This window comes from Euzebyales bacterium (assembly GCA_036374135.1).
GTDB lineage: Bacteria > Actinomycetota > Nitriliruptoria > Euzebyales > JAHELV01 > JAHELV01.
In genome coordinates this window covers 1-20,705 of sequence record DASUUK010000066.1, presented here as the reverse complement: position 1 = coordinate 20,705, position 20,705 = coordinate 1, and the positions used below count along the sequence as shown (strand labels likewise).

22 protein-coding genes and 1 pseudogene are annotated in these 20,705 nt (G+C 71.5%); 22 read left to right on the top strand and 1 reads right to left on the bottom strand.

Annotated features, from left to right (window positions below; translation table 11 throughout):
- The first annotated feature begins 230 nt into the window (after nucleotides 1–230).
- The 22 genes and pseudogenes from rpsP (at nucleotide 231) to ispG (ending at nucleotide 20,480) form a co-directional block, all read left to right on the top strand.
- Nucleotides 231–797, top strand: coding sequence for a 30S ribosomal protein S16 (rpsP, locus tag VFZ70_10550; protein ID HEX6256235.1), 567 nt, complete (start codon nucleotides 231–233; stop codon nucleotides 795–797).
- A complete protein-coding gene (locus VFZ70_10545) occupies nucleotides 794–1,033 on the top strand; it encodes a KH domain-containing protein (GenBank protein HEX6256234.1) in 240 nt (79 codons plus the stop codon). The genes rpsP and VFZ70_10545 overlap by 4 nt, the downstream gene beginning before the upstream one ends.
- Before the next feature lie 8 nt (nucleotides 1,034–1,041).
- The gene (rimM, locus tag VFZ70_10540) at nucleotides 1,042–1,539 is read left to right on the top strand and encodes a ribosome maturation factor RimM (GenBank protein HEX6256233.1); all 498 of its coding nucleotides are present in this window, start codon (nucleotides 1,042–1,044) and stop codon (nucleotides 1,537–1,539) included.
- Between the two features lie 4 nt (nucleotides 1,540–1,543).
- Nucleotides 1,544–2,338, top strand: a complete 795-nt coding sequence (gene trmD / locus VFZ70_10535; protein HEX6256232.1) for a tRNA (guanosine(37)-N1)-methyltransferase TrmD — start codon at nucleotides 1,544–1,546, stop codon at nucleotides 2,336–2,338.
- A gap of 113 nt (nucleotides 2,339–2,451) precedes the next feature.
- Nucleotides 2,452–2,811: a 50S ribosomal protein L19 gene (gene rplS / locus VFZ70_10530; GenBank protein HEX6256231.1), complete on the top strand. Its 360-nt coding sequence runs from the start codon at nucleotides 2,452–2,454 to the stop codon at nucleotides 2,809–2,811.
- Nucleotides 2,812–2,829: 18 nt separating this feature from the next.
- Nucleotides 2,830–3,546, top strand: a complete 717-nt coding sequence (lepB, locus tag VFZ70_10525; protein HEX6256230.1) for a signal peptidase I — start codon at nucleotides 2,830–2,832, stop codon at nucleotides 3,544–3,546.
- Nucleotides 3,547–3,616: 70 nt separating this feature from the next.
- Nucleotides 3,617–3,949 (top strand): DUF2469 family protein, encoded by a 333-nt coding sequence (locus VFZ70_10520; protein HEX6256229.1) that lies wholly within the window; start codon nucleotides 3,617–3,619, stop codon nucleotides 3,947–3,949.
- 195 nt (nucleotides 3,950–4,144) lie between these two features.
- Nucleotides 4,145–4,522, top strand: coding sequence for a YraN family protein (locus VFZ70_10515; protein ID HEX6256228.1), 378 nt, complete (start codon nucleotides 4,145–4,147; stop codon nucleotides 4,520–4,522).
- Complete coding sequence (locus VFZ70_10510; protein HEX6256227.1) at nucleotides 4,506–6,053, top strand: YifB family Mg chelatase-like AAA ATPase; 1,548 nt, start codon at nucleotides 4,506–4,508, stop codon at nucleotides 6,051–6,053. Before VFZ70_10515 ends, VFZ70_10510 begins: the two co-directional genes overlap by 17 nt.
- Entirely contained in the window at nucleotides 6,050–7,204 is a 1,155-nt protein-coding gene (gene dprA / locus VFZ70_10505) for a DNA-processing protein DprA (GenBank protein HEX6256226.1), read from the top strand. Before VFZ70_10510 ends, dprA begins: the two co-directional genes overlap by 4 nt.
- 85 nt (nucleotides 7,205–7,289) lie before the next feature.
- Nucleotides 7,290–9,269: an aconitate hydratase gene (locus VFZ70_10500; protein ID HEX6256225.1), complete on the top strand. Its 1,980-nt coding sequence runs from the start codon at nucleotides 7,290–7,292 to the stop codon at nucleotides 9,267–9,269.
- A 114-nt stretch (nucleotides 9,270–9,383) separates the two neighbouring features.
- Nucleotides 9,384–10,226, top strand: a pseudogene (locus tag VFZ70_10495) (tyrosine recombinase XerC).
- A 414-nt stretch (nucleotides 10,227–10,640) separates the two neighbouring features.
- Nucleotides 10,641–11,198 carry a M23 family metallopeptidase gene (locus tag VFZ70_10490; GenBank protein HEX6256224.1) on the top strand — a complete coding sequence of 186 codons (558 nt, stop codon included), beginning with the start codon at nucleotides 10,641–10,643 and terminating at the stop codon, nucleotides 11,196–11,198.
- A gap of 255 nt (nucleotides 11,199–11,453) precedes the next feature.
- Complete coding sequence (rpsB, locus tag VFZ70_10485) at nucleotides 11,454–12,473, top strand: 30S ribosomal protein S2 (protein ID HEX6256223.1); 1,020 nt, start codon at nucleotides 11,454–11,456, stop codon at nucleotides 12,471–12,473.
- A 92-nt stretch (nucleotides 12,474–12,565) separates the two neighbouring features.
- Entirely contained in the window at nucleotides 12,566–13,180 is a 615-nt protein-coding gene (gene tsf, locus VFZ70_10480; protein ID HEX6256222.1) for an elongation factor Ts, read from the top strand.
- A gap of 221 nt (nucleotides 13,181–13,401) precedes the next feature.
- Complete coding sequence (pyrH, locus tag VFZ70_10475; GenBank protein HEX6256221.1) at nucleotides 13,402–14,145, top strand: UMP kinase; 744 nt, start codon at nucleotides 13,402–13,404, stop codon at nucleotides 14,143–14,145.
- Nucleotides 14,135–14,692 (top strand): ribosome recycling factor, encoded by a 558-nt coding sequence (gene frr / locus VFZ70_10470; protein HEX6256220.1) that lies wholly within the window; start codon nucleotides 14,135–14,137, stop codon nucleotides 14,690–14,692. Before pyrH ends, frr begins: the two co-directional genes overlap by 11 nt.
- A 12-nt stretch (nucleotides 14,693–14,704) precedes the next feature.
- Entirely contained in the window at nucleotides 14,705–15,565 is an 861-nt protein-coding gene (locus VFZ70_10465; protein ID HEX6256219.1) for a phosphatidate cytidylyltransferase, read from the top strand.
- A gap of 95 nt (nucleotides 15,566–15,660) precedes the next feature.
- Entirely contained in the window at nucleotides 15,661–16,875 is a 1,215-nt protein-coding gene (gene rlmN / locus VFZ70_10460; protein HEX6256218.1) for a 23S rRNA (adenine(2503)-C(2))-methyltransferase RlmN, read from the top strand.
- Complete coding sequence (gene dxr, locus VFZ70_10455; protein ID HEX6256217.1) at nucleotides 16,872–18,026, top strand: 1-deoxy-D-xylulose-5-phosphate reductoisomerase; 1,155 nt, start codon at nucleotides 16,872–16,874, stop codon at nucleotides 18,024–18,026. Before rlmN ends, dxr begins: the two co-directional genes overlap by 4 nt.
- Nucleotides 18,027–19,187 (top strand): M50 family metallopeptidase, encoded by a 1,161-nt coding sequence (locus tag VFZ70_10450; protein ID HEX6256216.1) that lies wholly within the window; start codon nucleotides 18,027–18,029, stop codon nucleotides 19,185–19,187.
- Nucleotides 19,188–19,274: 87 nt separating this feature from the next.
- Complete coding sequence (gene ispG / locus VFZ70_10445) at nucleotides 19,275–20,480, top strand: flavodoxin-dependent (E)-4-hydroxy-3-methylbut-2-enyl-diphosphate synthase (GenBank protein HEX6256215.1); 1,206 nt, start codon at nucleotides 19,275–19,277, stop codon at nucleotides 20,478–20,480.
- Here ispG and VFZ70_10440 read toward each other — a convergent pair.
- On the bottom strand, nucleotides 20,481–20,705 hold a 225-nt coding region (locus VFZ70_10440; GenBank protein ID HEX6256214.1), incomplete at its 5' end, for a hypothetical protein.

The following is a 20,705-nucleotide window of genomic DNA, read 5'->3' as shown; positions in this document are numbered from 1 at the left end:
CGCCCAACGTGGACCGCGCGACCCGCGCGCCGCCCAACGTGGACCGCGCGACCCGCGCGGCGCGCTAGGCTAGGCTGCCACGGTGCTGTGGCAACGGCATGCGCGCGTATGTGATCATCTCGAGCGCGGCCACGTCACCCATCCGGATCAGTGACCGACCCCCACCGCTCGCGCCGTGCGACCACGACGGCGGCGCGGTGCACCTCCAGCGAAAAGGACGAGGCAGTCAGATGGCTGTGAAGATGCGCCTGCGGCGCGAAGGAAAGCGGAAGCAGCCCTTCTACCGGGTCGTGGTGGCGGACGCCCGCTCACCCCGGGACGGGCGGTTCATCGAGGACATCGGGTACTACCACCCGCTGCGGGAGCCGTCAGAGATCGAGATCAAGCGCGAGCGTGCGCTGTACTGGCTCGGCGAGGGTGTGCAGCCGTCCGACGCGGTCCGCCAGTTGCTGCGCGTGACCGGGATCTGGGACGAGTTCCGCCCGGGCGACCAGGGCCGTCAGCGGGAGTCGGCGAAGGCCGCAGCCGCCGCGGCCGCCGAGAAGGCCGCTGCGTCCGGGTCGGCGGCCGACGCCACCGCCACCGACGAGGACGCCGCCGCGGCGGACGCTACGACCGCGGGGGCCACCGACGACGATGCGGCGACCGCGGGGGCCACCGTCGACGCCGAGACGGAGGACGCCGGAGCGCCGGACGGGGCGGAGGACGCCGGGGCCACCGACGATGCCGAGACGGAGGATGCCGGAGCGCCGGACCCGGACGAGGCGGAGGACGCCGACGAGGCCGCGGCGTCATGATGACCGACGAGGTCCTCTCCTTCATCGCCCGCAAGCTCGTCGACCACCCCGACGACGTGTCCGTGACGCCGGTCGATGGCGAACGCGTCGACACGGTGCTGGAGCTGCGCGTCCACCCGGAGGACATGGGCAAGGTCATCGGCAAGCGCGGCCGGACCGCCAAGGCCATCCGCACGGTCGTCAAGGCCGCGGCGACCCGTGAGGGCACCAGCGCCACCGTCGAGATCGTCGACTGAGCACCGTCGTGCCGGCACGCGCGACGCTCGGATCGGTCGGCAAACCGTTCGGACTGGCCGGCGAGGCCTACGTGTGGCTGGACGCCGATCTGCAGGACGCGCTTACGGCGGGCGTCCGCTGCGTCGCCGACGGACGCGAGCTCGAGGTGACCGGCGTCCGCTGGCACAAGGGTCGTCCCGTCGTGCGGTTCGCCGGCGTCGATGATCGCGACGCTGTCGCGGAGCTGCGGGGCATGGAGTTGGAGATCGACCGTGCCGCCATCGCGGCCAACGACGTGCTGTGGACCGATGACGTGCTGGGACGCGAGGTCGTCGACGCGAGCGGCGCCGTCGTCGGTGTCGTCGAGGCGGTGCTCGACGGCGCGGCGCACGACTTCCTGCAACTGGCGCGCCCAGACGGCGGCGAGCTGCTGATCCCGGTCGTCGACGAGATCGTCGACCTCGACGATCCGATTGTCGTCCATGGCCCGCCCGGGCTGGTCGATCCGGGCGAGGCCATCGACTGACCTCGTGACGCCGCCACCCACCGGCACGGCCGCCGACACGGCGGCGGCGCCCGTCCTGCACATCGACGTGGTGACGCTGTTCCCGGGCTACTTCAGCGGTCTGCTCGACGCATCGCTGCTCGGCCGGGCGCGTGCCGCGGGCGTGGTGCGCATCGACGTCCACGACCTGCGCGACTGGACCACGGACCGCCACCGCACAGCCGATGACGAACCGTACGGCGGCGGTGCGGGCATGGTGCTCAAGCCCGAACCGTTCTTCGCGGCCGTCGAGACCCTCTACGGCGCCGTCGAGGACCGACCGCGCACCGTCGTGCTGACGCCGCGTGGCGCGCTGCTGGATCAGCGGCGTGTGCGCGACCTGGCGGCCGCGGGGCGACTGCTGCTGCTGTGCGGCCGCTACGAGGGGATCGACGAGCGCGTGCACACCGCGCTCGCGCACGACGAGCTGTCGATCGGCGACTACGTGCTGGCCGGGGGTGAGGCCGCGGCCGCGGTCGTCATCGAGGCGGTGACGCGACTGTTGCCGGGCGTCATGGGCAATGCCGCGAGCGCCACCGACGAATCGCACGCGGACGGGCTGCTCGAGTACCCCCAGTACACCCGGCCCGCGACCTATCGTGCGATGGACGTCCCCGACGTTCTGCGCTCCGGCGACCACGGTCGCGTCGCGCGGTGGCGTCGCGAACGGTCGATCGAACGCACGCGACGGGTCCGCCCCGACCTGTACGAACGCTGGACGCGCACGCAGGCCGACCCGGACGCGTTGCCGGGAGCACGACAGGATCGCCGGACCGATTGAAGCCGGGACGTCGGCGAAGCTATCCTCGGCGGAGCTATCCTCCAGTGGTTGACCTCATTTCCGGGCTGCCGTCGCTACGGCGCTCACCATCCGTGCGTGAAAGATGTGCTGCCATGAACCCGACCGACATGATCGACGTCGAGAGCCTGCGCGCCGACATCCCCGACTTCCGGGCCGGCGATCGCGTCCGCGTCCACGTCCGGGTCGTGGAGGGGAACCGCTCCCGGATCCAGGTGTTCGAGGGTGACGTGATCGCGCGCCGCGGCAGCGGCGTCAGCGAGACGTTCACGGTCCGCAAGATCAGCTTCAACGGCATCGGCGTCGAGCGCACGTTCCCCATCCACGCGCCGGTCATCGACCACATCGACGTCGTCCGGCGCGGGCGCGTGCGCCGCGCGAAGCTGTACTACCTGCGTGACCGGGTCGGCAAGAAGGCGAAGATCCGCGAGCGGCGCGATGTCGCAGGCGTCTGACGCGCGACGTCGCACCTGATGGCCGACACCCGGTCCGACATCGACCGCACCGACCGTGCGGGCGTCGACGATGCCGGGACGGCGTCACCGCGGCCGCAGCGGCGGGCGGGGGTCCTCGCCGAGCTGCCCGTCCTCATGCTGATCGCGTTCGTCCTGGCACTGCTGCTGCGCAGCTTCCTGGTGCAGGCGTTCTACATCCCGTCGGAGTCGATGATGCCGACGCTCGAGATCGGCGACCGGGTGCTGGTGAACCGGTTGGCGTTCCGTCTGGGCGAGCCCGGACGCGGCGACATCGTCGTGTTCTCCGACGAGGAGGGGGCGCGGCGCAACAACGCCAACCCAATCGTGGGCGGCCTGCGCTCGCTCGCGGCGGGTCTCGGGCTCGCGCCGCCTGCCGAGCAGGACTACATCAAGCGCATCATCGGCCTGCCAGGCGAGACCATCGAGATCAAGCAGGGGGTCGTGTTCATCGACGGGGAGGCATTGGAGGAGGCGCCGACGTCGGAGGGCGGCTACCTGTCGGTGCGCGACGATTCCTTCCTGCCGCCAACGCGGATCCCTGAAGGCGAGTACTTCGTGATGGGGGACAACCGCCCCCGCTCGTCGGACTCCCGGAGCCTGCTGGGCACGATCGGTGAGGATCAGATGATCGGACGGGCGTTCGTGCTCGTGTGGCCGTTCGAGCGGGCGCAACTGCTGCCGGCGACCGACGCGTCAGCCGCCGCCGCGCGATGACCCGGCGTCGGGCGGCCGTTGCCGTCGGATCGGACATCGTGATCGCCGCGATCATGCGGGGGGTGGCTTCGTGAGCAGCTCGGAGGAGCTCGAGCAGTACGAATCGGACATGGAGCTCGCGCTGTACCGTGAGTACCGCGACGTCGTGACCATGTTCGCCTACGCCGTCGAGACGGAGCGACGCTTCTACCTCGCCAACGAGGTCGACGTGGTCGAGCGCGACGACGGCGTGGTCGACATCGAGCTGACCGATGCATGGGTCTGGGACATGTACCGCCCGGCGCGGTTCGTCTCACACGTCCGGGTGCTGTCGTCGCGCGACGTCAACATCGAACGCATCGCCGACGCCGACGCCGAGATGCCCGGGTTCCCACCCGCCGCGCTGTCGGATCCGGAGGGTTAGGCTCGCGGCATGGGCTTCAACGCGACGCGGCGCTACCGGGACGGCAAGGGCACCGACATCGCGATCCTGGTCGTCGGCCTGGTCGTGCTCACGGTGCTCGCGCTGTGGGGGTTCGGCATCATCTGACGTCCGCCGTCCACAGGTCGGCCGCCGCGTGGCGGGTGCGGCCGGGCATCGGGCTCTACCGTGCGTGCCATGGGACGCAGCGCACAACTGGGACGGGACGGCGAACAGGCCGCGGCGAGCTACGTCGCGCACCTCGGATGGTGTGTGCTGGCGCGGAACTGGAGACCGTCCGGCCGGGAGCTGCGCGGCGAGCTCGACATCGTCGCCGTCGACGGCCGCGCGCTCGTGCTGTGCGAGGTCAAGACCCGCCGCGGCACGGCCGCAGGTCACCCGATCGCGAGCGTGACACCACGCAAGCTCGCGCAGTTGCGCCGCCTGGCGGGGGCCTGGCTGGCGGAGCACCCGACGTCGGTGCACCGCGACGTCCGCTTCGACATCCTCGGGCTGCTCTGGCCGGACGGTGCGGTCGCGCCGGTGATCAGCCACCACCGTGACGTCGGTCGCTGAGCCGGCGGTCGGCACGGCGCGCAGCGCAGCCGTGATCGGGCTGCGCGCGGTCGACGTCACCGTCGAGGTGTCAGTGAGCGCCGGGCTGCCGGGGTTCGCCGTGATCGGCGTGACCGGCACCGCCGGCAGGCAGGCCGCCGACCGGGTGCGCGCGGCGCTGGCTGCAACCGGCATCCGCTTACCGCCGCGCAAGGTCCTCGCGTCGTTGGCGCCTGCCGACGTGCCGACGACCGGTGCACGCTTCGACCTCGCACTGGCCGCCGCGCTGCTGCAGCGGCTCGGCGACGTGCCACCCACCGCGCTGGTCGACACCGCACTGCTCGGTGAGCTCGCGCTCGACGGCTCGGTCCGGCCCGTGCCGGCGGTGCTGCCGGCGGCGGCGCACCTCGCGGCGGCCGGTGTGCGCCGCCTCGTGGTCGCTGACGGCAACGCCGCCGAGGCCTGTCTCGTGTCCGACATCGCCGTCGTGGCGGTTGCCGACGTCGCCGAGCTGCTCGCCGTCTGCCGGGGCGAGGCCGCACCGCGGTCGGCGCCACCGCCGTCCGCGGCCGCCCCCCCGCCGCTGCCCGACCTCGCCGACGTCCGCGGCCAGGCGGAGGCCCGTCGAGCCTGTGAGATCGCGGCCGCCGGCGGACACCACATGCTGCTGCTCGGCCCACCCGGCTGCGGCAAGTCGATGCTCGCCAGTCGGCTGGTCGGGCTCCTGCCACCGCTGACCGACGCACAGGCGCTGGAGCTCACCGCCGTCCGGTCGGTCGCGGGCCTGCTGACCGGACCCGCCTCCGCGGCGCTGGACCGTCGTCCACCGTTGCGCTGTCCGCATCACGCAACGACCGCGGCCGCGCTGCTCGGTGGTGGTTCGGGCATCGCCCAGCCCGGTGAGCTCAGCCTCGCGACTCACGGGGTGCTGTTCCTCGACGAGCTGTTCGAATGGCCGCGCCGTCTGCTCGACGCGCTGCGCGAACCGCTCGAGGAAGGTGTCGTGCGCATCGCGCGGTCCCGGGCGACCGTGCGCTATCCGGCGTCGTTCCTGCTGGTCGCGGCCGCGAACCCGTGTCCGTGCGGCGGTGCCGGTACCTGCGCGTGCACCGACACCGACATCTGGACATACCGTCGCAGGTTGTCGGGTCCGCTGGCCGACCGCATCGACCTCGCCCCCCGGCTCCAGGCGCTACGCGCCGACGACCTCATCTCGCGGCGCGCCGGTGAGCCGACGACGGTGGTCGCAGCCCGCGTCGCGGCGGCGCGTGCCGCGGCGCTGGAGCGGTGGGGCGCACCCAACAGCGGGGTCCGGGCGCCCCAGCTGCGCGCCGCCACCGGTGCGGCGGCGCTGCGCACGCTCGGCAGGGCGGTCGAGACCGGCGCGTTGTCGGGGCGCGGGTTCGACCGCGCCCTGCGGGTCGCACGGACGTGCGCGGACCTCGCCGGCGCGGAGGTCGTTGGTACGGCACACGTGCACGAGGCGATGGCGCACCGTGCGGCGCTGCGTGGCGTCCACGAGCCACCGCGCACGACGCCCAGGCTGCCGTGACCGCGTCGACCGCAGCCAGTGGCGGGGAGGACCGCGTCGCCGATGCCGTGCAGCCGGCGGACGACGCTCGCGGAACCGACGTCGCCGAGCGGCACGCGCGGGTGCTGCGGATCGCGGCGACGGGACGCGGCGGCGCGTCCACCCAGCAACAGGCGCTCCGCGACCTGCTCGATGCGGGCGGATGCTGCACCGCGGACGACGTCATCGCCGAGCTGCACGGGCGCGTCGGCGGCGCGGACGAGGCGACCGTCGCGCGCACAGCCGCGCGCCTGCGCGCGCTGGCGGGTGGACTGGTCGTCGTGGGTGACGACCACTACCCGGCGCAGCTCGCCGACGCCTGGCCGGAGCTGGGCGCGCCGTTGTGGCTGTTCGTCGCCGGCTCGCCGCTGCCGCGCCCTCGTCGCCCCGCCGTCGCGATCGTCGGGACGCGGGGGCCGACGCTGGACGGCGTCCGCACCGCGCACGATCTGGCCGCCGCCCTCGCCGAGGCGGGCGTCGACGTCGTGTCCGGTCTGGCGCGGGGCATCGACCAGGCGGCGCACCGCGGAGCGCTGGACGCCGGTGGGCGGACCTACGCCGTGCTCGGCACCGGGCTGGGTGTCGACTACCCGGCCGGGTCGGCGACGCTGCGGGACCGCATCGTCCGATCCGGTGCGCTGTTCACGGAGCTGCCACCGGCGACGGGGCCACGCCCGTGGCAGTTCCTCGCGCGCAACAGGATCATCAGCGGGCTCGCCGACGCGACGGTCGTCGTCGAGGGACGCGCACGCAGCGGTGCCCTGCAGACGGCCAGGATGGCGGCCGGCCAGGGGCGGGACGTGTGGGCGGTGCCGGGGTCGATCAACGCACCGACCAGCGCGGCGCCGCTGGCGCTGCTGCGCGACGGCGCGATCCCGCTCACCGGGATCGACGACTTCGTCACGGCGGTGACCGACACCGCACCGTCGGACGCGCGGGAGGCGGTGGGCGCTCGGATCGACCTGTCGGCCGATGCGCGCAGCGTACTGGCGCTGCTCGGCGCCGTGCCGTCCTCCATCGACGCGCTGTCGCAGGCCGGTACCCTGCCCACCCACGCGGTGATGGCCGCCGTCGGCGAACTGGTCGACCGCGGCGCCGCCGCGATGACGCCGCATGGCGTGGTCAGGGCGTGAGTGTGACGCGGGGTGCGTTGCACGTGGGCCACGCGGGGGTAGCACACCGGTGAGGCGCCACAGACAGCAGCAGAAGGACCGGCACATGGGGCAGACCGTCGCGCAGAAGCTGATCAGCAGTCACCTCGTCGACGGTGAGATGTCACCCGGCGAGGAGATCGCGGTGCGCATCGATCAGACGCTGACCCAGGACGCGACCGGCACGATGGTCATGCTCGAGCTCGAGGCGATGGACCTCGACTACGTCAAGACGGACCTGTCGGCGCAGTACATCGACCACAACCTGCTGCAGACCGACTACCGCAACGCCGATGACCACCTGTTCCTGCGCAGCGCGTGCCGCCGCTTCGGCATCTGGCACTCCAAGCCCGGCAACGGCATCAGCCATGCCGTCCACATGCAGCGCTTCGGCAAGCCGGGCGTGACCATGATCGGGTCGGACAGCCACACCCCGGCCGCGGGCAGCCTCGGCATGCTCGCCATCGGTGTCGGCGGCCTCGAGGTCGCGATGGCCATGGCGGGGGAGCCGCTGTACATCAAGATGCCTGAGATCTGGGGGGTCCGCCTGACGGGCGAGCTGCCGCCGTGGGTCAGCGCAAAGGACGTCATCCTCGAGATGCTGCGCCGTCACGACGTCAAGGGTGGCGTCGGTCGCATCATCGAGTACCACGGCCCCGGCCTCGACAACCTGTCGGCGATGGACCGCCACGTCGTCGCGAACATGGGCGCCGAGCTGGGCGCCACGACCACGGTGTTCCCCGCAGACGACGAGATCCGCCGGTTCCTGGCGGCCGAGCAGCGCGAGGACGACTACAGCGAGCTGCTCGCGGACGACGACGCGAGCTACGACGTCACCGACGAGATCGACCTCGGCGAGCTGGAACCGCTGATCGCCACGCCGTCGAGCCCGGGCAACGTGGTGCCGGTCCGCGAAGTCGCCGGTCAGGAGATCACGCAGGTCGTCGTCGGGTCCTCGGCGAACCCGGGGCTGCGCGACGTCGGCATCGTCGCGATGATCGTCGACGGCCAGCAGTCCCACCACCGCGTCAGCTTCGACGTCAACCCGCCGTCGCGTCAGACGCTCGAGAACCTGGGCGCGATGGAGCTGTTCATGCCGCTCGTCCACGCCGGCGCCCGCATCCACCAGTCCGGGTGCATGGGCTGCATCGGCATGGGACAGGCGCCCGCGAGCGGCCAGATCAGCCTGCGCACCTTCCCACGCAACTTCCCGGGTCGCAGCGGCACCGACGACGATCAGGTGTACCTGTGCTCCCCGGAGACCGCCGCCGCGTCGGCGCTGACCGGTGAGATCACCGATCCCCGCGACCTGCCCGACCGCATGGGCATCGCATACCCGGCCTTCACCGGGCCCGCGACGAACATCGTCAACACGTCGATGCTCGAGGAGCCGCTGTCGCCGGACGCGGCGCAGAAGGAGGAGCTCGTCAAGGGCCCCAACATCGTCTCGCTCCCCGACTTCGACGGCGTGCCCGACGAGCTGGAGATCCCGGTGCTGCTGAAGGTCGGCGACAACATCTCGACCGACGAGATCATGCCGGCCGGCCAGAAGGTGCTGCCGTTCCGGTCCAACATCCCGAAGATCTCGGAGTTCGTCTACTACCAGGTCGACGAGAGCTACGTCGAGCGGGCCGGTGAGGCCCACGAGGAGCACGGCGGCCACGCCATCGTCGGTGGCGCGAACTACGGGCAGGGTTCCAGCCGTGAGCATGCGGCCATCGCGCCACGCTATCTGGGCCTGCGCGTGGTCCTGGCCAAGGACTACGCCCGCATCCATTGGCAGAACCTGGCCAACTTCGGGATCCTGGCGCTGGAGTTCACGTCCGACGACGACTACAAGGCGCTCGAGCAAGGTGACATCCTGCGGATCGAGGGCATCCACGACGCGTTGCGGAGTGAGTCGCGGCAGATCGAGGTGACCAACACCACCCAGGACACGACGTTCACCATGAGCCACCGGCTGTCACCCCGGCAGGTGCAGATGGTGCTCGTCGGCGGGATGATCCCGGTGTTCCGTGAGGAGCTCGCATCTGGGGAGCGCGACTGACCGCCTGCGGATGCGACGGGCGATGATGGGGTCAGCCCGGTGACGCGCATCGAGGTCGTCCGCGATCCGCCCGCGGCGTGGGCGCGGGCGATCGTTGTGCTGCGCACCCATCTTTCCGGCGAGCGCGGGTTGTCCGATCACACGGTGGCGGCCTACGAGCGCGACGCCCGGCAGCTCGCCGGATTCTGCGCCGGGTTCTCCATCGACGACCCGGACGACGTGACGCCGCTCGTGCTGCGCCGCTTCCTCGCCGAGCTCGGACGCCACGGCTACGCCCGCGCCTCGCTCGCCCGGAAGGCGGCGTCCGTCCGGGCGCTGTTCCGGCTGCTCGCGTCACGCGGCCTGGTCGACGGTGACCCCGCGGCCGGCCTGGCGACCGGCCGGGCGGGTCGCAGCCTGCCCCGCGTGCTGCGCACGGACGAGGTGGAGCGGATCCTCGCGGTGCCCGACACCTCGCCGACGGGCCTGCGCGACCGCGCGTTGCTGGAGTTCCTGTACGCCAGCGGCGCCCGCGTCAGCGAGCTCGTCGGGCTCGACGAGGACGCGATCGATCTGCCCACCGGGTCGGCGCGGCTGTACGGCAAGGGCGGCCGCGAGCGCATCGTGCCGCTCGGTGAGCCCGTGCGCGCAGCCGTCGCGCGGTGGTTGACCGAGGGGCGCCCGGCGCTGGTCGCCCGTTCCACGCGCGTGGTGTTCTGCAACGCCGACGGGCAGCCGTTGCACGTGCGCAGCGTGCGGCGGATCGTCGCGCGGTGCGCCGTCGCCGCTGGACTGACCCGGGTCACGCCCCACACGCTGCGGCACTCCTACGCCACCCACCTGCTGGAGGGTGGTGCGGACCTGCGCAGCGTCCAGGAACTGCTCGGGCACGCAACCCTGGCGACGACCCAGATCTACACGCACGTCTCTCGGGAGCAGCTGAGGTCCGCCTACGAACACGCACACCCCCGCGCTTGACACCGCGCTCTGGGGATGGGTTTCAACGTGGGGCGCGGGTTTGTTCCCCAGACGGGGGGCGGCACTGCGCTCTGGGGATCGGTTTCAACGTGGGGCGCGGGTTTGTTCCCCGGACCGGGGGGGCGGCACTGCGCTCTGGGGATGGGTCTCAACGTGGGGCGCGGGTTTGTTCCCCGGACCGGGGGCGCGGCCCTGCGCTCTGGGGATGGGTTTCAACGTGGGGCGCGGGTTTGTTCCCGGACGGGGCGCGGGCCCCTGCTCTGGGGGCGATCCGACCATCCCTGACCGTCCGTTCCCCAGGCTTCCGCGACGGCCCGTGATGGCGGGGGCGGTTGACGTCGCGCTGCGTGACGATCCACAGCGACGTAACACCGCATGTGCCCGAAGCGACGCGCCGTGCGTACCGTCGCCGGCATGACGACGCGACTTCGCCCGCTGACTGTGATCATCGCGAGCTTCGCGCTCGCCGCGACGGTCACGACGGCGCACGCCCGACCCGATCCCGGTCCACACGCCGCGCCGACCCGCACGGTGGTGGCGCGCACCGACGGCCGCGTTGATCCGTCATCGGTGTGGGAGCCCGCGCTGACGGCGATCGCGCCGGTGGGCGGACGCGTCTTGCGTCCGTTCGACCCGCCCGACACGCCGTACGGCCACGGTCACCGGGGCGTCGATCTCGCCGCCGTCCCCGGCGAGCCGGTCCGCGCCGCGCTCGCCGGGACCGTGCGGTTCGCCGGTCGGGTGGCTGGCGTGACCTGGGTCACTGTCGTGCACGCCGGAGGCCTGACCACCACATATGGGGGGTTCGCGGCCACGGTGCGTGCCGGTGACCGCCTCGATCTCGGGACACCGCTGGGACGGGCCGGTCGACGCGGTCGCCTGGACTGGGGTGCCCGCCGCGACGGTGCATACATCGACCCGCTCGGGCTGCTGGGCGCACGGACCGTCCGGCTCGTACCGCTGGACGGCTGATCACGGCCGGATCCCCCGATGTGGCGGGCGCTCCGACCCGTCGGGGACGTGTATGCTCTGTCGTGGCGGTCCGTACGCCAATGTTCTGGTGCCGTCAAATCCACAGCAGCCTGGTGGGGTCTGCGGTCCCGTGCTCTGAGCGCGGGGAAGACCCGTTGCGTGCACCTGCACCCCGCTCGATGCGCGCCCGACGGCTGCGACGCCACAACCGAAGTACGGCCTCCTCGGCCGTGCGCACACCACAGGAGTTCCACCATGTCCGCCGTCACCATGCGCCAGCTGCTCGAGGCCGGCGTCCACTTCGGTCATCAGACCCGTCGCTGGAACCCGAAGATGAAGCGCTTCATCTTCGGCGAGCGCAACGGCATCTACATCATCGACATCCAGCAGACCATCGGGCTGCTCGAGAACGCGTACGACTTCGTGCGCGACACCGTCGCCAAGGGCGGCAGCGTGCTCTTCGTTGGCACCAAGAAGCAGGCGCAGGAGGCCATCGAGCAGCAGGCGCTCCGGGTCAACATGCCCTACGTCAACTTCCGCTGGCTGGGCGGGATGCTGACCAACTTCGAGACGATCAAGCTGCGTCTGACGCGGTTGCGCGAGCTCGAGGACATGGAGACCGACGGGCGCATGGAGGTGCTGCCCAAGAAGGAGGCGCTGTCGCTGCGTCGTGAGCGCGACAAGCTGCTGCGCAACCTCGGCGGCATCCGCAACATGAACAAGCTTCCATCGGCGATCTGGGTCGTCGACACCGTCAAGGAGCACATCGCGGTCCGTGAGGCCAACCGTCTGGGCATCCCGGCCATCGCCGTCGTCGACACCAACTGCGACCCGGACGAGGTCCAGTACGTCATCCCCGGCAACGACGACGCGATCCGCTCGGGCGCGCTGCTGACCCGCCTGATCGCCGACGCCTGCGCCGAGGGCTACCAGCTGATGGCCAGCCGCAGCCGCGACGAGGTCGTGGCCGAACAGGCCGCGGCCGTGGCAGCCGCCGCCGAGACGCCGACTGCAGCGACGACCGACAGCAACGAGCCGCTCGCCGAGTGGGAGATCGCGCTGCAGCAGGAAGAGGCCGCACGTCAGGCGGCCCAGGCGGCGGGTGCCGGCGACGAGACCGCGCCATCCGCGGCCGATGACGCCCAGTCCCAGGCGACGCCGGCTGCCGATGCCGAGGCGTCGCAACCGACCGCGGACGCCCCCGAGCAGGCGACGGCCGACGAGCAGGCGACGGCCGACGAGCAGGCTCCCGCCCCGGAACCGCAGACCAGCTGACCCCGCCACCCACACGACACCACACCACACCACGGCGCTGCGGCGCCCACGCGACGCTGCGCTCGAGACGATCACGAGGGAAGTACACGAACATGGCCGACATCACCGCCGCCGACGTCAAGCGCCTCCGTGAGGCCACGGGCGCCGGCATGATGGACTGCAAGCGCGCGCTCGTCGACGCCGACGGCGACTTCGACGCCGCGGCTGCGCTCGTCCGCGAGCGAACGGGCGCGAAGATGGGCGACCGGGTGGGGGAGCGCACCGCCACCGAGGGCATCGTCCACGCGTACCTGCACGCCCCGACCCCCGGTCTGCCGCCGAAGGTGGGCGTCATGGTCGAGCTGAACTGCGAGACCGACTTCGTCGCCAAGGGCGACGGGTTCCGCGAGCTGGCCAACGACATCGCGATGCACGTCGCCGCCATGCGGCCGGCCGTCATCTCCGAGGACGAGGTGGATGCCGAACAGCTCGCGGCCGAGCGCCAGTTCGCCGAGAAGCAGGCCCGCGACGAGGGCAAGCCCGAGCACATCATCGACAAGATCGTCGAGGGCAAGGTCAACGCGTTCTACAAGGAGCGCGTGCTGCTCAACCAGCCCTACGTGCGCGACGACAAGCGCACCGTCCGCCAGCTGCTCGAGGAGTTCCAGCGCACCTCCGGCGAGAAGATCGTCGTGTCCCGCATGGCGCGCTTCGAGGTCGGCGCCTGAGGCACGAACCCGCCGACACACATCTCGGGGCCGGTCCATCGGGCCGGCCCTGTTCCGTTGCATCCGCACACGTCGACGACGTCGGGTAGGCTGCGGGCGACGCCGACCAGGGAGCCGACGATGGACACCTGCAGCGGGGCTGTTGCCACGCGCGATCGCGCGACGGCGACGGGCGGGGCGTCATGACCGTCTCCGCTCCCGCGCGCCGGTCATCGGAGGTCATGCGTGACACAGGCCGTGACCGGATCCTCGTCAAGCTGTCGGGCGAGGCGTTCGCCGACGACGGGTCGAGCATCAGCCCGGCGATCCTGCAGTCGCTGGCGCGCCAGTTCGCCCGGCTGGCGAGTGACGGCATCGAGGTCGGCGTCGTCGTCGGCGGTGGCAACATCTTCCGCGGCACGTCGCCGCAGGCCACGGGCATGGACCGGTCGAGCGCCGACAGCATGGGCATGCTGGCCACGGTCATCAACGCGTTGGCGCTGCAGGATGCGATCGAGAAGCAGGGCGTCGCGACGCGGGTGCTGTCGGCCGTCACCATGCAGGAGCTGTGCGAGCCGTACATCCGCCGCCGGGCGATCCGCCACCTGGAGAAGGGCCGTGTCGTCATCTTCGCGGCGGGCCTCGGCGAGCCCTACTTCTCGACCGACACGGCTGCGGCGCAGCGGGCGCTGGAGATCAACGCCCGCGTGATCCTCAAGGCGACGAAGGTCGACGGCGTCTACGACAAGGACCCGAAGCGGCACACGGACGCGCGACGGTTCGACGAGTTGACCTACCTGGACGCGCTCCAGCGGGGGCTGAAGGTGATGGACGCGACGGCACTGTCGTTGTGCATGGACAACGATCTGCCGATCATCGTGTTCGACGTGTTCGCCGACGACAGCATCCGCCGGGTGGCGGCCGGTGAGGCGATTGGGACGGTGGTGCGCGCCGACGCGCACGGAGGTGACGACGGTGATCGATGACGCGTTGACCGAGGCCGAGCTGCGGATGTCGGACACGGTCGACCACACCCGCGGCGAGTTCGCGAAGATCCGCACCGGCCGGGCCAACCCTGGACTGATCGCGAACCTGCCGGTGGACTACTACGGCACCAAGACGCCGCTGCAGCAGATCGCCGGCGTCACCGTCCCCGAGCCGCGGATGCTGCTGGTCAATCCGTACGACCAGAACGCGCTGCGCGACATCGAGCGCGCCATCCAGGCGGCCGACCTGGGCATCAACCCGTCCAACGACGGCAGCGTCATCCGTGTGGTGTTCCCCGAGCTCAGTCAGGAGCGGCGCAAGGATTTCGTGCGCCTCGCCCGCGAGCGCGCCGAGGAGGGGCGGGTTGCGGTCCGCAACATCCGTCGCGGCGCCAAGAGCACGCTGGAGTCGCTGCAGCGTGACGGTGACATCACCGAGGACGAGGAACGCCGGGCCGAGGTCGACCTGCAGAAGCTGACCGACACGTACGTCGGCTCGATCGACGAGCTGCTCGCGAACAAGGAACGCGAGCTGATGGAGGTGTGATCGGGCTGGCGCATGGCGCAGTCTGACGACGAGGATTCCACAGCGGAGCCCACGTCGAAGCAGCCGCGTGCCGGCCGGAACCTGCCGTTGGCGATCGGTTCGGCCGTGCTGTTCGCGGTGCTGTTCCTCGCGAGCGCGTTGGTCAGCAAGTGGGCGCTGCTGGCGTTCATCGCGCTGATCCTTGTGATCGGCGTGCTCGAGGTCGACGCAGCGTTGCGCACCACGACGGCGCGGCCTCCGACGGCGCTCGTGCTCGTCGCCGGGCTGGCGATGCTGGCGGGATCGTACGTGTACGGTGCGCGGGGACAGCTCGTGACCCTCGTGGCGCTCGTGCTGGGCGTGCTGACCTGGACGTTGCTCGACCGCGCCGACCCCGCGCCCGTGCGCAGCGCCGCCAGCGGACTGCTGATCGGGATGTGGGTGCCTTTCCTGGCGAGCTTCCTGGCCCTGCTGCTGCGCCGACCTGACGGACAGTGGTACGTCATCCTGACCGTGCTGCTGACCGCTGCGAGCGACATCTTCGCCTACGCGGTCGGCTACCGGCTGGGACGCCACAAGCTGGCGCCGGCCGTCAGCCCCGGCAAGACGTGGGAGGGTGTGGCCGGCGGCTTGGTCGGCGCGATGCTTGTCGCCGCCCTGGTCGCGCCGCTCATGGTCGACCAGCTGAGCATCGGTCTGGCGACGGTGCTCGGTGCGTTGGTCGCCGTCGTGGCGGTCATCGGCGACCTCGCCGAGTCGGCGGTCAAACGGTCACTCGGGGTCAAGGACCTCGGCCGTCTGCTACCGGGACACGGTGGCATGATGGATCGTGTCGACGCCATGTTGTTCACCTTCCCCGCCGCCCACCTCGTCCTGCTCGCAGGCCGCCTGTGACCGCTGACGGTGATGCCGGAGACCTGACCTCGAGCAGCGTCAGCGGTAGGTCGCGTGACCTGACCTCGAGCAGCGTCAGCGGTAGGTCGCGTGACGTGACCTCGAGCAGCGTCAGCGGTAGGTCGCGTGACGAGACGATCGATCCGTACCGGCCGCCGGACGGGGTGCTCGAGGCACTGCTCGAGGGCGAGCCCGCGTACCGTCGCCGGCAGCTCGATCAGTGGCTCGCGCGCGGGGTGACCGACCCGACGGCGATGACGGACCTGCCGACGGCACTGCGTGATCGGCTCGCGACCCGCCTGCCGTCCGCGCCGGGCGTGCTGCGCCACGTGACCGCCGACGACGGGTTGACCCACAAGGTGCTGCTGGCCCTCGACGACGGCGAGGCCATCGAGAGCGTGCTGCTGTGCTACCCGGCGGACCGGCACGCGCGGGCCGGGAGCGGATCGGCGGCAGGTCGCCGGTCGCGGGGACGCGCGACCGTGTGCATCTCGACCCAGGCGGGCTGCGCGATGGGCTGCCCGTTCTGCGCGACGGGCCAGGCCGGTCTGCGGCGTCAGCTGCGCACCGACGAGGTCGTGTCTCAGATCGTGGCGGTCCAGCACCTGCTCGCCGCCGGCGCCGTGCAGTCGGCGGGCATGCCCGATCACGTCACGAACGTGGTGTTCATGGGCATGGGCGAGCCGCTGGCGAACCTGGACGTGACGCTGGCCACCGTCCGCTGGCTGATCGACCGCGACGGCTTCGACCTGTCCGCCCGCGGCATCACCGTCTCGACGATCGGTCTGGTCCCGGGCATCCGCCGCCTGCAGGCACTCGCGGCGCCGATCACGCTGGCCGTCAGCCTGCACGCCCCGAACGACGAGCTGCGCGACCAGCTCGTGCCGATCAACCGGCAGCATCCACTCGGTGAGCTGCTGGCGGCGTGCGACACCTACGTCGCCGCCACCGGCCGGCGCATGACGTTCGAATACGTCCTCATCGACGGCGTGAACGCCGGCCCCGAGCACGCGCGGGAACTGGTCACCCTGCTGTCGCCGCGCCGCGCGCACGTCAACCTGATCCCCATGAACCCGACTCCGGCCGTGCCGTGGGAGGCGCCGCCGGTGGCCGCGCAGCGGCGCTTCGCGGCCATCTGCGAAGCGGGCGGGCTGACGGCGACGATCCGCCACAACCGCGGCACCACCATCGACGCTGCATGCGGTCAGCTGTACGCGAACTACCAACTGGCCAGCGGACGGAGGCTGCCGGCCGCCGAGCGGGTGCTGCCGCTCGCGGGCATGCGTTCCGGCGCCGGTGAGGACAGATGAGGCGGGTCACGCTGCTCGGGTCGACCGGCTCGATCGGCACGCAGGCGCTGGAAGTCATCGCGCAGCACCCCGACCGGTTCGCGGTCGAGGCGCTGTCCGGCGGACGCAACGCCGAGCTCATGTGCGCCCAGGCGCGGCGCTTCTCGGCCGGGCGCGTCGCGCTGGCCGACCCCCGCGCCGCGGCGGCCGCGCGCCGCGAGCTGCCGGGGCATGTCGAGGTCCTGGCGGGCGACGACGGCATCGCCCAGCTGGCCGGCGATCCGGCCGATGTCGTGCTCAACGGCATCGTCGGCTCGGTCGGGCTGCGTCCGACGCTGGCGGCACTCAAAGCCGGCACGACCGTCGCGCTGGCCAACAAGGAGTCGCTGATCGTCGGCGGGCCGTTGGTGCTCGAGGCGGCCGGACCCGATCAGCTGGTTCCTGTCGACAGCGAGCACAGCGCGCTTGCCCAGTGCCTGCGTGCGGGGGGCCGGGCCGACATCTCCCGCCTGCTGGTCACCGCCAGCGGCGGACCGTTCCGCGGTCGCGGTGCGGATGAGCTCGCGGACGTGACGGTTGACGAGGCGCTCGCGCACCCGACCTGGTCGATGGGGCCGGTCATCACGATCAACTCCGCGACCCTGGCCAACAAGGGTCTGGAGGTCATCGAGACGCACCTGCTGTTCGGCATCGACTACGACCGCATCGGTGTGGTCGTCCATCCGCAGTCGATCGTGCACGGCATGGTCGAGTACGTCGACGGGACCGTCATGGCCGCGCTGTCGCCGCCTGACATGCGTCTGCCCATCCAACTGGCGCTCGCGTGGCCGGAGCGTCTGGACACGGCGCCCGTCCGCATGGACTGGACGGCGGGCCACGACCTCCGCTTCGAGCCGCTGGACGCCACGACGTTCCCGATGGTCGACCTCGCCGTGGAGGCGGGGCGCGCCGGCGGCACGGCGCCGGCGGCCTACAACGCCGCCAACGAGGAGGCCGTGGCGGCGTTCCTGGCCGGCCGCGTCCGCTTCGTCGACATCCCGCGCGTCGTCGCGGCAGTCTTGGAGGCACACGCCAACACGCCGGTCGCCGACCTCGCCGACGTGTTGGGAGCCGAAGCGGAGGCCCGCGCACACGCCGAGCGGGCCCTCGCCGCGCGACAGAAGGTGACGTAGATGGCACTGGCAATCTTCGTGGTGGTGATCGTCGGATCGATCATGGTCCACGAGGCGGGTCACTTCTTCACTGCCCGCTGGTTCGGCATGAAGGCGGAGCGCTTCTTCTTCGGGTTCGGGCCGACCCTGTGGTCCATCCAGCGCGAGGAGACCGAGTACGGCGTCAAGGCGATCCCCGCCGGCGGGTTCGTGAAGATCGCCGGGATGAACCGGTACGAGGACATCGACCCCCCCGACGAGCCACGCGCCTTCTACAACAGGCCCGCATGGCAGCGCGCGATCGTGCTTGTGGCCGGATCCTTGACGCACTTCGTGATGGCGGCGGTGCTGCTGTTCGTGGCGATGGGCTTCTTCGAGCTGCCACGCCTCGAGGACGGGGCGCCGGTCGGCAGCACCGAGGTGACCCAGATCGTGCCCGGCTCGCCCGCAGCGACCGCCGGTCTGCAGGAGGGCGACCAGATCGTGGCGCTCGACGGCGACGCCGTCGAGACGTTCGAGCAGATGCGCGACGCCGTCGCCGCCCAGCCGGGCGCGCGGATCGAGCTGGCCTACGAACGCGACGGCCGTACACGTACGACGTCGGTGACGCTGGACACCCGGACCGACGACGGCCGTGAGGTGGGCTTCATCGGGGTCGGCTCGGAGCGTGTCGCGCTCCAGCGGTGGACGCTGCCCGAGGCCTTCGCCGGTGCGTGGGTCGGCGAGTACTCGCTGCCCGCCCAGACGCGCTACGCGGTGGTCGGCATCGCGCAGGTGTTCCACCCCGACAGCCTGGCCCGCTGGCTCGCACAGGCCGACGGCGAGACACCTCGGACGGCCGACGGGCCGGTCAGCCTGATCGGCGCCGGGCAGGCGGCAACGGCGCTGGCGAGCATCGGCGCGTTCTCGTCGGTCATCGTGCTCCTCGCGCAGCTGCAGATCATCATCGGCACCCTCAACCTGTTGCCGCTGCCGCCGTTCGACGGCGGTCACCTGGCGGTCCTGGCCGTCGAGTCGGTCGTCAACGCCGTGCGCCGGCGCCGTGGCATGGCAGGTGACTGGCAGGTCGAGCCCTCGACGCTGATGCCGCTGACGCTGGCAGTGCTGCTGATGTTCGGCCTCTTCGCGCTGACGGCGATCTACGTCGACATCGTGAACCCGATCTCCGACCTGATCCAGTAGCGCATCCGACCACGGCGTCGGTACCGCGGGCCGCGGATAGGGTGGATGCGGAGATCCACGCGAGTCGTCTGCGAGGTACGTCCAACCATGGGCACGTCACTACCGATCCTGACCCAGCCGGCGCCGCAAGCGGCCGCCCACCAGCCGCCCGCGCGGCGGGCCTGCCGCACGGTGCACGTCGGCGACGTCGCGGTCGGCGGTGACGCGCCGATCAGCGTGCAGTCGATGACCACGACGCCGACCCACGACATCAACGCCACGCTGCAGCAGATCGCCGCCCTGAACGCCACGGGCGTCGACATCGTGCGTGTCGCGGTCCCCCGGCAGGAGGACGCCGACGCGCTCGCGGCGATCGCGGCCAAGTCGACCGTGCCGGTGGTCGCCGACATCCACTTCCAGTGGAAGTACGCGATGGCCGCCATCGAGGCCGGCTGCGCGGGGGTGCGCATCAACCCGGGAAACATCCGCAAGCACGACAAGGTCAAGGTGATCGGTGATGCCGCCAAGGAGCGGGGCATCCCGATCCGCATCGGCGTCAACGGCGGCAGCCTCGAGGACGTCGTCCTCGCGAAGTACGGCGGGGTGACCCCGGAGGCGATGGTCGAGAGCGCCCTGGCCGAGGCGCGCCTGCTCGAGGAGGTCGACTTCTACGACATCAAGATCTCGGTCAAGCACTCCGACCCCTGGGTGATGATCCAGACCTACCGCCTGCTGGCCGAGTCGTGCGACTACCCGCTGCACCTCGGCGTCACCGAGGCGGGCCCGCCCAAGACCGGCATCACCAAGAGCGCGGTGGGCATCGGCACGCTGCTCGCCGAAGGCATCGGCGACACCGTTCGCGTGTCGCTCACGCCGAAGCCAGGCGGCGATCGCCGCGAGGAGGTGTATGCCGCCTGCGAACTGCTCCAGGCCCTCGGGCTCCGGTCGTTTTCGCCGAGCGTCACCGCCAGCCCCGGCTGCGGCCGCACCACGAGCAGCACGTTCCAGGAGCTTGCCGAGCGCACGCAGGACTACATTCGGGAGCGGATGTCCGACTGGAAGCGGCAGTACGAAGGCGTCGAGACGCTGACTCTCGCGGTGATGGGCTGCGTCGTGAACGGGCCGGGCGAATCGCGGGCCGCCAATATCGGGATCAGCCTGCCGGGCACCGGCGAGGCGCCGACCTGCCCCGTCTACATCGACGGCGTGCAGTTCACCACCCTCACCGGCACTTACGAGGAGCTGGCGGAGGCGTTCAGGTCGCTCATCGAGAATTACGTGGCGACCCATTACCTCCGCCGGCCCCGGGCCTGATCAGGCCGACTTCTCCTGGCACGACTCGGCGACGATCGACACCGAGCGCACCTGCATCTCGCGGTCGACGAGCGTGCCGGTCACGCTCACCCGCTGCCCGACGTACGTCGGCAGATGCAGCCGATCCGCCCGATCGATCACGTCGATCGTGGACGCGCTGCGCCGGAGGAAACCGGACCGCCAGCTCCGGCCTTTCGGCGCCGCCTCGCCTGTCGTGTCCTTCAG